At 28.4% G+C, this 15135-nt stretch carries 16 protein-coding genes; 2 read left to right on the forward strand and 14 right to left on the reverse strand.

The features are described from left to right. The 12 genes from atpA to rpiB all read right to left on the reverse strand — a co-directional run bounded on the left by atpA (position 1) and on the right by rpiB (position 9333). The gene (atpA, locus tag AAHN02_RS05145; RefSeq protein ID WP_342278190.1) at positions 1 to 1611 is read right to left on the reverse strand and encodes a F0F1 ATP synthase subunit alpha; all 1611 of its coding nucleotides are present in this window, start codon (positions 1609 to 1611) and stop codon (positions 1 to 3) included. 14 nt (positions 1612 to 1625) lie between these two features. After that, on the reverse strand, positions 1626 to 2150 hold the full coding sequence (locus tag AAHN02_RS05150; protein ID WP_338966879.1) for a F0F1 ATP synthase subunit delta: 525 nt from the start codon (positions 2148 to 2150) through the stop codon (positions 1626 to 1628). 11 nt (positions 2151 to 2161) lie between these two features. Beyond that, positions 2162 to 2698, reverse strand: coding sequence for a F0F1 ATP synthase subunit B (gene atpF / locus AAHN02_RS05155; RefSeq protein WP_342189724.1), 537 nt, complete (start codon positions 2696 to 2698; stop codon positions 2162 to 2164). A 13-nt stretch (positions 2699 to 2711) separates the two neighbouring features. Further along, positions 2712 to 2993, reverse strand: coding sequence for an ATP synthase F0 subunit C (gene atpE, locus AAHN02_RS05160; RefSeq protein WP_342277544.1), 282 nt, complete (start codon positions 2991 to 2993; stop codon positions 2712 to 2714). 59 nt (positions 2994 to 3052) lie between these two features. Continuing rightward, positions 3053 to 3787 carry a F0F1 ATP synthase subunit A gene (locus tag AAHN02_RS05165; protein WP_338966884.1) on the reverse strand — a complete coding sequence of 245 codons (735 nt, stop codon included), beginning with the start codon at positions 3785 to 3787 and terminating at the stop codon, positions 3053 to 3055. 1 nt (position 3788) lies between these two features. Beyond that, positions 3789 to 4202 carry an MG406 family protein gene (locus AAHN02_RS05170; RefSeq protein ID WP_342277545.1) on the reverse strand — a complete coding sequence of 138 codons (414 nt, stop codon included), beginning with the start codon at positions 4200 to 4202 and terminating at the stop codon, positions 3789 to 3791. Between the two features lie 9 nt (positions 4203 to 4211). After that, positions 4212 to 4838, reverse strand: a complete 627-nt coding sequence (gene upp, locus AAHN02_RS05175) for a uracil phosphoribosyltransferase (protein WP_342277546.1) — start codon at positions 4836 to 4838, stop codon at positions 4212 to 4214. Between the two features lie 77 nt (positions 4839 to 4915). Continuing rightward, the gene (locus AAHN02_RS05180) at positions 4916 to 5644 is read right to left on the reverse strand and encodes a class I SAM-dependent methyltransferase (RefSeq protein WP_342277547.1); all 729 of its coding nucleotides are present in this window, start codon (positions 5642 to 5644) and stop codon (positions 4916 to 4918) included. Positions 5645 to 5836: 192 nt separating this feature from the next. Then, positions 5837 to 6781: an IS30 family transposase gene (locus AAHN02_RS05185; RefSeq protein WP_342277548.1), complete on the reverse strand. Its 945-nt coding sequence runs from the start codon at positions 6779 to 6781 to the stop codon at positions 5837 to 5839. A gap of 330 nt (positions 6782 to 7111) precedes the next feature. Continuing rightward, positions 7112 to 7324 (reverse strand): hypothetical protein, encoded by a 213-nt coding sequence (locus tag AAHN02_RS05190; RefSeq protein ID WP_342277549.1) that lies wholly within the window; start codon positions 7322 to 7324, stop codon positions 7112 to 7114. A gap of 214 nt (positions 7325 to 7538) precedes the next feature. Further along, a complete protein-coding gene (gene glyA, locus AAHN02_RS05195; protein ID WP_342277550.1) occupies positions 7539 to 8888 on the reverse strand; it encodes a serine hydroxymethyltransferase in 1350 nt (449 codons plus the stop codon). Next, the gene (gene rpiB, locus AAHN02_RS05200; protein ID WP_342277551.1) at positions 8881 to 9333 is read right to left on the reverse strand and encodes a ribose 5-phosphate isomerase B; all 453 of its coding nucleotides are present in this window, start codon (positions 9331 to 9333) and stop codon (positions 8881 to 8883) included. The genes glyA and rpiB overlap by 8 nt, the downstream gene beginning before the upstream one ends. A 202-nt stretch (positions 9334 to 9535) precedes the next feature. On the opposite strand from rpiB, the gene AAHN02_RS05205 reads away from it, so the two are divergent. Then, a complete protein-coding gene (locus AAHN02_RS05205; RefSeq protein WP_342277552.1) occupies positions 9536 to 10042 on the forward strand; it encodes a nitroreductase family protein in 507 nt (168 codons plus the stop codon). Next, complete coding sequence (locus AAHN02_RS05210; protein ID WP_338966908.1) at positions 10011 to 10187, forward strand: hypothetical protein; 177 nt, start codon at positions 10011 to 10013, stop codon at positions 10185 to 10187. The genes AAHN02_RS05205 and AAHN02_RS05210 overlap by 32 nt, the downstream gene beginning before the upstream one ends. A gap of 34 nt (positions 10188 to 10221) precedes the next feature. On the opposite strand, the gene AAHN02_RS05215 is transcribed toward AAHN02_RS05210, so the two are convergent. After that, positions 10222 to 11166: an IS30 family transposase gene (locus AAHN02_RS05215; RefSeq protein WP_338966716.1), complete on the reverse strand. Its 945-nt coding sequence runs from the start codon at positions 11164 to 11166 to the stop codon at positions 10222 to 10224. A gap of 172 nt (positions 11167 to 11338) precedes the next feature. Beyond that, positions 11339 to 15103, reverse strand: a complete 3765-nt coding sequence (gene rpoC, locus AAHN02_RS05220) for a DNA-directed RNA polymerase subunit beta' (RefSeq protein WP_342277553.1) — start codon at positions 15101 to 15103, stop codon at positions 11339 to 11341. Between the last annotated feature and the right edge of the window lie 32 nt (positions 15104 to 15135).

The raw sequence follows: 15135 nt of genomic DNA on the forward strand, positions 1-15135 counted from the left end.
TTAATGACGACCTTTTTTAACTTTAATTTTACCTTGAATCAATAACAATTCTCATTGTTCTTTTGTTCCATAACTCGTAATTTCATATTTATCAATTTTACTAACTAAATGATAAACTACTTTAATAATTTCCGTATCAACTTTACTTTTTAACTCTTTAGAAAAGGTTTTAACTTTTTTTAATTCCTGATATATCTTATGAGCTTCTTTATTATTTTTAAAATAAGTAATAATATTTTCTTTAAACAATAAAATCTTATCTAAAGGAATTCATTGAATTCTTCGTAAATTAATTGCTAATAATAAAATTGCTTGATTAGTTTGTGATAATGGATTATATTGCGTTTGTTTTAAAATATCAATCGCTCGTTGTCCATGTTCTAAAACTCTTTTTGTCATCTCATCTAAGTCCGAACCAAATTGGGCAAAAGCTTGCAATTCATTATATTGTGCTAATTCTAACTTTAATGTTCCCGCAACCTGCTTAATGGCCTTAATTTGCGCAGCACTACCAACTCGCGAAACTGAAAGTCCAAGATCAACAGCGGGACGAATCCCCGCATTAAATAATTGACTAGTTAAAAAAATTTGACCATCCGTAATAGAAATAACATTTGTCGGAATATAAGCTGAAATATCACCAGCTTGCGTTTCAATAATTGGTAACGCTGTAATTGAACCATTACCATTATCTTTATTTAATCTTGCTGCTCGTTCTAACAATCGTGAATGCAAGTAAAAAACATCACCGGGATATGCTTCTCGCCCTGGTGGTCTTCGTAACAACAAGGCCATTGTCCGATATGCAACCGCATGCTTACTTAAATCATCATAAACAATTAAAACATCTTTCCCTTGTTCCATTCATTCCTCAGCAATAGTAATACCCGTATATGGTGCTAAATATTGTAATGGTGCTAATTCACTGGCTCCAGCAGCAACAATCGTCGTATAACTCATTGCTCCCGTTTGTTTTAATCGTTCCACAATTTGGGCAACAGTAGAAGATTTTTGACCAATGGCAACATAAACACAATTAACATCTTTCCCTTTTTGATTCAAAATCGTATCAATCGCAATGGCGGTTTTACCAGTTTGGCGATCACCAATAATTAATTCTCGTTGTCCTTTACCAATAGGAATCATCGCATCAATTGCTAAAATACCTATTTGTAATGATTCATCAACTGATTGTCGCGTCATAACCCCCGGAGCAATTCTTTCAACAGGGCGTTTCTTTTTACTTTTAATCGCACCTTTACCATCAATCGGTTGTCCTAAGGCATTAACAACTCTTCCTAGTAACTCATCACCAACAACAGTTTCAACAACTTGTTTCGTGCGTTTAACAGCATCGCCTTCCTTAATATAAGTATCATCACCCATTAAAACAACACCGACAGCATCTTCTTCTAAGTTTAAAACCATTCCATAAACATCATTATCAAAAAGTAATAATTCACCCAGCATCGCTTTATCTAAACCATGAAGCACAGCAATTCCATCACCGACGCTAATAACACTCCCTTCTTCACTTAATTCCATCTTTTTACCATAATGTTTAATTTGACTTTTAATTACATCAGCAATTTCATTTACCTTAAATGACATCAATATCACCTGCCTTACTTATTTTCAATATTTCGTTTCATTGCTAATAATCGTCCTTTTATTGAACCATCAAAAATTTGATCTTGAACTTTTACTTTTATACCCGCAATTAAACTAAGATCAATTTTATTAATTAATTCCACTTTTTGTTGTAAAATTTTTCCAATTTTCTTCTCAATTTTATCAATAACTTCTTCTTGCAATTTTATCGTTGAAAAAACAATCCCATAAAAAACATTTGCTCTTTCATTGCAGAGATTACGAAACACTTTAAGAATTAATCTTACTTGCCGAAAATTATTGCGATCAATTAATAATTTAAAAAAATTAACAAAAATATCATTAGCTTTATCTTGAAAAATTTTATCAATAATCTTTTTTTGTTTTTGTTTTTCTAAATTATGTGTTGACAAAATATCAATAATTCGTGGATATTCAAAAAATAATTTAATTAAATGAATTGATTGCCTTAACATAATGTCAAGTTGTTTTTCTTCTTCGCCTAGCTTTAGTAGTGCTCATGCTCAATTTTGAATCATTAAACTAACTCCTAATCTAATTGTTTAATAAAATCATCAATCAAAACTTCATTTTGTTCACGATCAATCTCTTTTTCCAAAATATTTTGTGCCATATTAAAAGCAACATCAATAATCTCTTGACGAATGTTTTCTTCCGCTTTAATCCGCTCTTTTAAAATATCTCTTTGCGACTGTTCATCAATTAACTTCGCCTCAATGCTCGCTTGATTAATAATTTCTTGTCTTTGCGTTAAAGCTTCCACTTTAGCATCATCAATAATTTGTTGTGATTGCATTTTAGAATCCTTTAATAACGAATTAGCTTCTGTTTCATACTTTGTTGCTTGTGTTTGTTTCCTAATCGCATCATCAATTAAATCTTTAATAATACTTCTTCGCTTTCGCATTAATTGTTTAAAAGGTTTATAAAGAAAAAAACCTAAAACAACTAATAAAACAACAGTTGCTAAAATATGAGCAATGAATACCCACACATTAGGAAATAATTGATTAATAATATTTTCTTGTTCAATTTTATAAAAAATTGCTAAATAACTTAACAACATCTAATCTTATTCCTTACGCAACAAATATCAAAATTAAAGCAATAACAAGACTATAAATAGCGCCAGTTTCTGCAATGGCACAACCAATAATTAACATTGTTCTAATCTTACCATTAGCTTCTGGATTTCTTCCTACCGCCTCAGCAGCTTTACCAGCAGCATAACCTTGACCAATCCCCGCACCAAAACAACCTAAAACAGCAATCCCTGCTCCAATAAATTTGCCTCATGAAACATCACCACTAGCCAAAATCGCTCCTACAGTATTAATACTATTTATTATTTCCACACTCATCATCTATTTATCCTCCTTTTAGACATTATATTAAATATTTTGTGAACTAAATGCAACAATTATCCATCAGCTTCACGCCTATTAATAGCACCTTCTTTACTACCGGATTTTTCATCACCAATTTCTAATTTTCAATAAACTAATGTTAAAATTGAAAAAATAACCGCTTGAATAACACCAAAAAAGATATCAAAGTAAAAATGAAAAAATGGTGCTAAAAATCCTGCTAAAAAATTCACTTGACCAATAATTGGAACTTGTCGGGAAATTAAATCACTAAATTGATACAATAACGCCATAATAATACTGCCACCTAAAATATTTCCAAAAAGTCGAAATGAAATGGAAACCAATGGCACAAATTGCGTTAACAATTCTAATGGATTTAAATATCGTTTAAAAAAAGCTAATCTTTGAAATTTAATGCCAAAAATATAAATCCCGATAAATGTTACTAATCCCATCGCAAATGTTGTTGTATACGATGTCATCTGCGATTCAAACCCAACAATTGCTAACAAATTACCAACAATAATGTATGACAACAAATATAAGAAATATAATGTTAATCATTTAAAACTCGGTCCTAAAATACTAATAACTAAATTTTCAACACCTTTAACACAAAGTTCCACAATTAATACTAACCCTCGCGGTTCAGCTTTAGGATCAAGTTTTTTTACTTTAAAAAAGTATATTAAAGTGATAATAATAATAATTAAAGTTGTTAAAATAATCGTTGTTATTTGCGGAACAAGTTTTCACGGATCTCACAATTCAAAACTTGCATACATTTTAAGATTCATCCTTCAAGTTCCTCTTTTCTATCAAAGCATTATACATATTAACAATTAAAGTTGCAATAAAAGCAAGTATTAAACCAAAAATACTACTAAAAATATTAAAATATTCATTAAATAGCATAATAATCAGAACAGGAATTAAATATAATAATACTCGCAATAAAAAAAGTAGTCCTATTCCTAATTTATTAATTGATTGACCTGTTTGGATAACATACGAAGTTAAAAAAATTAACAACAAATAATTCAACAAACTAAAAATACTTGTTGTAACAAAACCAGTAATCAAATTTCAAGATAAATAATTAATTATAGTAAAAATTGTTATTACTAATAGTCCAATAAAAATTAACAACCCAAAAACAATCATTATTTGTTTTTCATATTTCCAATTAATATTTTTCATTATAACTATCTACTGTGTATCAAAATAACGATCTCCCGCATCACCAAGACCCGGAACAATATAACCGTTTTCATTAAGCTTTTCATCAACTGCAGCTGTATAAATGTTAATAGCAGGATGCGCTTTTTCCAGTTTTGCAATTCCTTCTGGGGCAGCTAATAAACAAATAAACTTAATATTATGTGATACTTTTCATTGTTTAATAATATCAATTGCAGCTATTGCCGTGCCACCCGTTGCTAACATTGGATCCAAAATTACTGTATAACTATTTTCCACATTATTAGGTTTTTTTTCTAAATACTTCTTAGGTTGCAAAGATTTTTCATCACGATAAATACCAATATGACCAATTTTAGCATTAGGAACCAATCCCAACATTCCATCAACCATTCCTAAACCCGCTCTTAAAACTGGAACAAGAATAATATCTTGGGCAATTTTTTTACCAGTAGTCGCAACTATTGGCGTTTCAATTGAAATTTCTTGTAACTTTAAATCCTGAAAAACTTCATACGCCATTAACCTAGTAATTTCATTAACATTTTCTTTAAAAATCTTACTATTCGTATCTTTTTTTCGTAACCTTGTTAACTTATCATCAATTAAAGGATGTTTAATAATAAATAGTGCCATATTGTTTCACTCCTATTAAGAATTATACTACTTTCTTATATTTTTAGTAATAAAAAATAATAATGATTGCAAAAAAATTACTTGCTAACAGAGATTATTAACATCATAGGTCTTCGCAATTCATCTTGCATTAAAGGATCTGTTTTTAATAACTCATTATCAGGTTGTGGTTCAATAACACTTATTATTTTAAAACCACATTCAATTAAAGTATTAATATAAGTAGTAAGTGTCCGATGATATTTCAAAACTTCCACTTCCAAGAAATTGGTTTTTCGGATATCCTCATCAAAATAATTATCAATTGGTCAATGTAACCGCTTATCGTTATTATCAACACATCATTGTTGATTGGAATTAGCAGTAAATATCGGATGCTCAACTGAAAAAACAAAAGCAGCACCAATTGCTAAACATTCATAAACTTTAGCACAAATATTACTAAAAGACGCAATATAATGAAATGTTAACGAACTAATAACAACATCAAATGAATTTGCAAGAAAATTAATATCTTCAATTGGCATTTGCAAATATTGAATTTCAATTGGCGTCATTTCTCTTGCTACATTTAGCATTTTTTCTGAGATATCAATTCCTACTACTGATGATGCCCCTTGCTCAACAGCATATTGACAATGCCAACCAAATCCACATCCTAAATCTAAAACCCTTTTATTATTTAAACTCGGTAACAACTTTTGAAATATATGTCACTCCCCAGCTGCTTTCAAACCATCAACACTTCTTGCCATTTGTTTATATTTATCAAAAAAAATTGGATTATCATATTTATTTTGTTTCATTACTTTTCTACTCCTAAGTCAATTTTTCAATATATTATATCATTAATAAAAAATTGCCAAATTGTAAAGTTAAGTGCAACTAGGTCGCGTTTAGTTTTCTTAGGTATTTTTTAAAAAAGAAAAAATAGTCATTTACTATAAATTATTTCAATATGCAAATTAAGTTATGCCAAATTGTAAAGTTAAGTGCAACTAAATTATTTTTCTAACCAAATATTCGATTGGCGAAAGATAATTTAGTATTTTTCTTGGTCTTTGGTTTAAAGACAATATAAATTTATGAACTGCATTTTTAGTAGTGTTTGAAAAATTAAATTTTTTAGGAAATTTTTCTCTAATTAAACCATTAGTATTTTCATTAGTACCTCTTTGTCAAGGTGAATATGCATCAGCAAAATAAATTTTCACATTTAAATTTTTTTCAAGTTGTTGTCAATTAGCAAATTCTTTACCCCTATCAAATGTTATAGTTTTAACAAGATTATTTGGAAGAATTGATAAATAATGACTAATATTTTTGTTAATAACTTTAGTAGTTCTATTTTCAACTAATATTGCTAAAGTAAATCTTGATGTTCTTTCAACTAAAGTTATTAAACATGATTTACTTTTACCTCGTGATGATACTACAGTATCACCTTTTCAATGGCCAAGAGTTATGCGATTATTAACATTTCGTTCTTTAATGGATTTACCATTAAATTTACCCCAATTTTCTTGAGATTTTCGTTTCTTACCTTTTCTTCTTAAATTTTTACTAGTAACCTTTTCAAGTAATCCAGAATAAATTCAATTGTAAATTGTTTTAAAACTAATAATTCATTCTTGATGAAAATTTTTAATTCTGCCATAAATTTGTTCAGGCGATCAACCTAATAATAATTTTTGTTGTACATATTTTACTAATTCTCTATTTTTAAATTTATGAAAATAAACATGTAATTGTTTTCTATTTTCTGCTTTATTTTGTGCAATTAATGAAAAATAATGATTATTATCTTTATTTCTATTAACTTCTCGATTAATAGTACTAATACTTCGATTAAGATTTTTAGCTATTTCACTAATTTTTACTTTAAATTTCAATTGATTCTCAATATAAATTCTTTCATCTATGCCAAGATGTTTGTATCCCATATAAAAACTCCTTAAATTTACTTTTTCTAAAATAAACTTAGCATCATGAAATTTTTATATGAAATCTTTTGCAATTTTATTTACTTGCACTTACAAGTATAATTCAGCAATATATAAACTTATTTTAGTACTCAATCATTTTTTTCCAATAACAAAAAAATCTTCAAATTAAACCGAAAATCTTAATCCATTTAAAAATATTGAATATCCTAAAAAACTCGTATTATGAAAAGAAGCACAAGTAATTTTAACACTCATTCCTAAAATATAATCTTCTTCTCACGCTCAAAATGATAAATCAACGGACTGTTTTGATTTATTAATGTCATCCTAAGAACCAATATATTCATTATGTACTTTATTAGGTTCATTTTTTGTTGTTTTAACTCATAATGAAGTTGGCCACTGTAAATCTATTGCCGGAACAGTTTTTTGATTATTAAAAGTTCATAACTTAATATATGAACTTTTACCAAACGAAATTAGCGGGTAATCATTACTAAATTCAAGTAGTGATTGTGCATAATTATGCCAATTTTGCAATACAAAACTTTCTTCAATTTGTAAATAGCCATTATTACTTTTACTCCGATTAGTAACTCGTCAACTAAAATCAGTATTAATTGCTTACAAAGATTGGTTTAACATCGTAATGCTAGCAACACTAGAAACACTTAACAGAGTTGTTGAATACAATAGTAAAAATTCCCTAAAAATACATACCACCTCTTAAATTACTAAATATTATAAATTAAACTTATAATTGGTAATTTTCATATATTGGAAAATCTTTTAATAAAATACCAATTTGGTGTTTATGCTTAGCAATATTCTCTTCAGTATTACCATTTTCTTTAAGAACACTAATAATTATATTTGCTAATTGTTCAAATTCCTTTTCTTTTCAACCTCTAGTGGTCATCGCTGCTGTTCCAATTCGAATGCCACTAGTAGTCATTGGTTTTTCTTTATCAAATGGAATCATATTTTTATTACAAATAACATCAACTTGATGCAAAATATTTTCACATTCCTGCCCCGTACGATTAAATGATGTTTTAACATCAATAATCATTAAATGATTATCAGTACCACCACTAATCAATTTAACATCATGTTTTCTAAAAATATTTTCTAAAACTTTACAATTAGCCATAATTTGCTGTTGATATGCTTTAAATTCTGGTGTTGCCGCTTCATAAAATGCTTGTGCTTTAGCAGCAATAATATGTTCTAAAGGACCTCCTTGTTGACCTGGGAATACTGCCCGATCAATCGCTTTTGCTAATTCTTTTTTACATAAAATTGCACCGCTTCTTGGACCGCGTAATGTTTTATGTGTTGTTGTTGTTACAATATCTGCTACTAATACAGGATTTGGATGTAATCCAGCAGCAATTAAACCAGCAATATGAGCCATATCAACCATTAATAATGCTCCAACTTCATCAGCAATTTCACGAAACTTAGTAAAATCAATTATTCTTGAATATGCACTGGCTCCCGCAACAATTAATTTTGGTTTAAGTTCTAATGCTTGTTGTCTAATTGCTTCATAATCTAATTGTTGAGTCTTTTCATCAACACCATAACCATGAAATTGATAAACAATTCCTGAGAAATTCAATTTATGTCCATGGGTTAAATGACCCCCTGCATCTAAACTCATTGCCAAAACAATATCATTCGGCTTTAAAATCGCTTGATATACAGCAGCATTAGCTTGACTACCAGAATGCGGTTGCACATTAGCATGCTCAGCATTAAATAAAGTCTTTAATCTTTCAATCGCTAAATTTTCACTTTTATCAACAAATTCACAACCACCATAATATCTTCTTCCTGGATATCCTTCAGCATATTTATTAGTTAATATTGAACCTGCTAATCTTAATACAGGAAGCGAAACATAATTTTCCGAAGCAATTAATTCCACATGGCGTTGTTGTCTAATAAGTTCTTCTTTAACAACTGCTTTTAGTTCGGGATCAATATCATTTGTTTTGCGATTAATATTTTGTATTTCTGAATCAATATCAGTTATTAATGAATCAATATCCTTTCCTTCTAAACTAATATCATTTATTTGCGTATCATCTTTAAACATCTTTAATATCTCCTAATTTAATTTTTTCAACTCGTTGTTGATGACGGTTTGAAAATTTAGTATTTAAAAATTCTTCTAAAATTCAAATCGCTTTTTGAGGCGCAATAATTCTTCCTCCTAAAACTAAAATATTAGCATCATTATGTTCGCGAGCTAAGGCCGCTAACTTTGTTTCATAACATAATGCCGCTCTAATTTTCGGCATGCGATTAGCACTAATACTTATTCCAATACCTGTGCCACAAATTAAAATTCCATACTTAGCATTACCATTTCCTACTTCTTTACCAACCAATTTGGCATAATCAGGATAATCCACTTGTTCTTCTTCACTATTAGTTCCTAAATCAATAACCTCATATTCATTATTTTTTAAATATTCAATAAGAGCAGTTTTTAATACATATCCAGCGTGATCACATCCAATAGCAATTTTATCTTTCATATTTATAATTCCCTCCTTCCAATATCCTTTTATTTAATTATATAGTATGAAAGAAAAAAATTAATTATTTTGAACAAATATTAATTTATTTTAAAAGTAACAACCCCTTCATTAATTTTATTATTAGTTAAATTTTTAACTTTATTTATCTCTTCGTAAAAAAATGTTTTATAATTATAACTACAAGAAAGTAAGTAAACTTATGAATAAATTTGATATTCTAAAAGAAATCCTCTTAGCGCGTCATTCTTGACGAGAATATGATTCCCAAAAAATTAATGAACAAGATATTAATGAAATCTTAGAAGTAGCCCGTCATTCACCATCAGCATTTGGATCAGAACCATGACATCTTATTGTTGTTAGTAATAACAAAGTAAAACAAGAATTACATCCTTTAATATGAAAACAAAAACAAGTCCTTAACGCTTCACATCTATTTTTAATTTTAACTAATAAAAAAAATGCCTTTACAAAAAATAGTGTCTTTCTTCGTTTAAGATATCAAACGCGTTATCAGAATTCTGATGAAAAATTTGAACAATTACAAAATAACTTAATAAATTATTTAAAAAAATATATTAATAACCCAGAAGAATGAGCTAAACGACAAGCATATATTTTATTAGAAAACATTATTCTTTGTGCTTTTGCTAAAGGCATTGGTACTAAGTCCAATGGAAGGGTTTGATGGTGCTGACATCATTAATTATTTAGAAACAAATAACCATATCGCTCCTAATGAATACAATGTTGCCGTTGTTCTTGCTGCCGGATATTTACCTAAAAATAAAGAATTACCAAGAAAACCACAATCCTTAACTTATGAACAATTAGTTACTAAAATTGAATAAAACAAAATTTGCCAAATTGTAAAGTTAAGTGCAACTAAATTATTTTTCTAACCAAATATTCGATTGGCGAAAGATAATTTAGTATTTTTCTTGGTCTTTGGTTTAAAGACAATATAAATTTATGAACTGCATTTTTAGTAGTGTTTGAAAAATTAAATTTTTTAGGAAATTTTTCTCTAATTAAACCATTAGTATTTTCATTAGTACCTCTTTGTCAAGGTGAATATGCATCAGCAAAATAAATTTTCACATTTAAATTTTTTTCAAGTTGTTGTCAATTAGCAAATTCTTTACCCCTATCAAATGTTATAGTCTTAACAAGATTATTTGGAAGAATTGATAAATAATGACTAATATTTTTGTTAATAACTTTAGTAGTTCTATTTTCAACTAATATTGCTAAAGTAAATCTTGATGTTCTTTCAACTAAAGTTATTAAACATGATTTACTTTTACCTCGTGATGATACTACAGTATCACCTTCTCAATGGCCAAGAGTTATGCGATTATTAACATTTCGTTCTTTAATGGATTTACCATTAAATTTACCCCGATTTTCTTGAGATTTTCGTTTCTTACCTTTTCTTCTTAAATTTTTACTAGTAACCTTTTCAAGTAATCCAGAATAAATTCAATTGTAAATTGTTTTAAAACTAATAATTCATTCTTGATGAAAATTTTTAATTCTGCCATAAATTTGTTCAGGCGATCAACCTAATAATAATTTTTGTTGTACATATTTTACTAATTCTCTATTTTTAAATTTATGAAAATAAACATGTAATTGTTTTCTATTTTCTGCTTTATTTTGTGCAATTAATGAAAAATAATGATTATTATCTTTATTTCTATTAACTTCTCGATTAATAGTACTAATACTTCGATTAAGATTTTTAGCTATTTCACTAATTTTTACTTTAAATTTCAATTGATTCTCAATATAAATTCTTTCATCTATGCCAAGATGTTTGTATCCCATATAAAAACTCCTTAAATTTACTTTTTCTAAAATAAACTTAGCATCATGAAATTTTTATATGAAATCTTTTGCAATTTTATTTACTTGCACTTACAAGTATAATTCAGCAATTTTATTTACTTGCACTTACAAGTATAATTCAGCGTTTAAAAAATATCTAATAATTTAAATTTTAATATTCCTCTTCATAAGCAATTTTTCCTCTAGCAATGATATCTTCGGAATCTAATAATCCTGTCCCCGCAGGAATTAAATTACCCAAAATAACATTTTCTTTTAATCCTTCTAAATTATCAACTTTACCTTTAATAATTGCTTTTGTTAATACTCGTGTAGTATCTTGAAATGATGCTGCCGATAAGAAAGAATTAGATTCCAATGGTGCTTTTTTAATACCAAACATAATTGGAAATCCATAAGGCGGACGACGATCCTCTGATAATAACTTACCAACAATATCTTTAAATTCTTTAATCGTAACTGTTTCCCCAACTAATAAGTCACTATCACCATTATCAATAATTTGAATTTTATTTAACATTTGTTTAATAATAATTTCAATATATTTATCAGAAATTTGAATTCCTTGCAAACGATACACTTTTTGAACTTCTTTTAAAAGATATTCTTGAACTTCTTTAATCCCAGCAATTTCTAATAAATGTTTAACATTAATTGCTCCTTCAGTTAATTTTTGACCAGCTTTAACTAGCGAACCAACTTTAACACGAATATTAGAGTTATAAGGAGTTTTATATTTTCTTTCATTATGTTCAGAAACAACAGTAATAACATTAATACCATTTTCTTCACTTATTTCTTGAACGGTACCATCAATTTCAGAAATAATGGCAACTGTTCCCTTAGGAATTGTATTATCTAATAATTCTTTAATTCTTGGTAACCCCTGAGTAATATCTAAACCACCAGCAACCCCACCTGTATGGAAAGTACGCATTGTTAATTGTGTCCCTGGTTCACCAATTGATTGGGCTGCTATAATCCCAACAGTTTCACCAATATCAACAATTGCACCCGTTGCTAAATTAAGTCCATAACATTTTTTACATACCCCTTTAGAAGCATCACAAGTTAAAACAGAACGAATTTCAAATTCCGTAATATTATTTTTGGCAATTTTATTATTAATATCTTCAATAATTAAAGTATTAGCAGGAACAATTTCCTTACCATTTTTGTTAATTATCGCTGACTTTGTAAATCGTCCAAAAGCACGATCTTGTAAGGGCACAATAATAATATAATTTTTAGTATCAACAATATCTTTAATTAAAAATCCTTTTTCTGATTGGCAATCTTCCATCACAATAATAATTTCTTGGGCAACATCTACTAATCTTCTTGTAAAATAACCAGAATCAGCTGTTTTTAAAGCCATATCAACCATTCCTTTTCTCGCCCCATGCGTAGAAATATAGAATTCAAGAACCGTTAATCCTTGTATAAAAGAAGAAAGAATCGGTAATTCAATAACTTCTCCCTTAGGATTATTCATTAATCCTCGCATCCCTACTAACTGTGTAAAGTTAGAAAGATTACTCCGCGCACCGGAATCAGTCATAATCGTAATCGGATTATTAATATCTTGCTTTAACACTACTTCTAATTTCTTTTGAATTAAATCTTTAACATCCGATCATTTTTTAATAATTAATTTATGTTTTTCGCGTTCAGTTATCATTCCTAAACGATAAAATTCTTGAACTTCAGCAATATATTTATCAGCTTCAATAAAGTTTTCTTTTTTATCATCATATGCTTGCATATCTTGTGACGAAATCGTAATACCAGAAATTGTTGAAAATTTAAATCCTAAATTTTTCATATTATCTAACATTTCAGCAGTTTTTTGCGTTCCATATTGCTTAAAAAACTTAGTAATAATATTTGATAAACTACTTTTCTTAAATGGAGAAATTGTTTCTCGTGATGCAATAAATTTTCGGATATCCTCAGTAATTAAAATAATATGACGGTCATCTAAATAATCAAGATTTTCTGCTGTTGGTTCATTAAAATAAGGGAAATCAACAGGAAAAATTTTATTAAAAATTAATTTTCCAACCGTTGTTATTAATACCTTATTTTTACTATCATTAACTTTAATCTTACCATCCATAGCATCAACAGGAATAGCAATTATCGCATGTAAATGTAATTGTTTATTATCATAAGCTAAAACAGCATCATCAAAATTCCGATAAATATTTCCTTCACCAATTTTACCTTTACTTTCAAAAGTTAAATAGTAATTTCCTAAAACCATATCCTGAGTTGGCGTTACAATTGGTTTTCCATCTTTCGGTCCTAAAATATTTTTTGAACCTAACATTAAATATCGCGCTTCAGCAACAGCTTCTGCTGTTATCGGCACATGAACTGCCATTTGGTCACCATCAAAATCAGCATTAAATGCTGGTGTTACTAATGGATGCAAGCGAATTGCTTTCCCTTTTACTAATTTCGGTTCAAAAGCTTGAATTCCTAAACGATGCAGTGTTGGTGCCCGATTTAATAATACTGGACGCTCTTTAATAACTACTTCTAAAAAATCTCACACGCGTTCATCGCGTTGATCAATCATCTTTTCTGCCATCTTATAAGTTAAATTACTATTATTTTCTTTAGCATCTCTTAATAATTCAGCAATAATAAATGGTTTAAAAAGAACAATTGCCATATCGCGTGGTAAACCACACTGATACATTTTTAATTCTGGACCAACAGCAATAACACTTCTTCCAGAATAATCAACTCGTTTTCCTAACAAGTTTTGACGAAAACGGCCTTGTTTTCCTTTTAAAATTGCTGTTAATGATTTTAAAGGTCGCTTATCTCTTCCGGTTACAGGACGCGCTTTGCGATCATTATCAATTAAAGCATCAACTGCTTCTTGTAACATCCTTTTTTCATTATTAATGATAATTGAAGGGGCTCCCATTTGTTTAACGCGTTTTAATCGTTCATTTCTTATAATAATCTTACGATATAAATCATTTAATTCTGATGCTGTAAATCTACCTCCATCTAATTGAATAATTGGTCTAATATCTGGTGGTAACACCGGAATAGCATGTAAAATCATTCACTCAGGTTTATTTCCTGAACGCAAAAAATCATTTAAGGTTTTTAAAGAACGCATTAATTTTAATTTATCCGTTTGCGATTTTTTACCTTGAATTTTTCTTTTAATTTTCTTAATTTCTTCTTTCAAATCTAAATTTTTAAGTAAATGTTCAATTGCTTCAGCACCAATACCAAATTTAGCATTAGTATATTTATTAATAAATTGAGCACATTCATCCATTGAAAAAGGAATATTAGTAGTTTTTAAATCTTCAATCATTCCTTGTGCTCTTTCAAAAGCAATTGATTCCACAGTTAAATCTTTTTTAATATTTTCTAAAGTTTTAATTAATCGTTCACGAGTTTCTTGTGAAGTTTTAGCATTACCTAAATCTAAAACCATTTTATCTCTTAAATTTTTAGCATCACCAGCATCTAAAACAATATAAGAAACAAAATAAATCACTTCCTCTAAATCCTTAGTACGCATATTTAATGCCAAAGCAATTTGGGAAGGTGATGCTTTTAACATTCAAATGTGTGATACGGGATCTTCTAATTCAATATGTCCCATTCTTTTTCTTCTAACAATTGATTCTGTTAATTGCACCCCACATCGTTCACAGATTTTACCACGATTATTTTCTTTTTTATATTTTCCACATTCACATTCATAATTTTTAATCGGCCCAAAAATTCGTTGATCAAAAAGACCATCTTTTTCTGGTTTTAATGATTTATAATTAATAGTTTCTGGTTTTGTTACTTCACCATACGATCAAGAACGAATATCTTCTGGAGAAGCTAAACTAATTTTAATTTCTTTAAAGTTTTTGTGATCATTAAACATTTATCATTTCTTCCTCTCTAGAATTTACTTTC

This window comes from Spiroplasma endosymbiont of Nephrotoma flavescens (assembly GCF_964030835.1).
GTDB lineage: Bacteria > Bacillota_I > Bacilli_A > Mycoplasmatales > Nriv7 > Nriv7.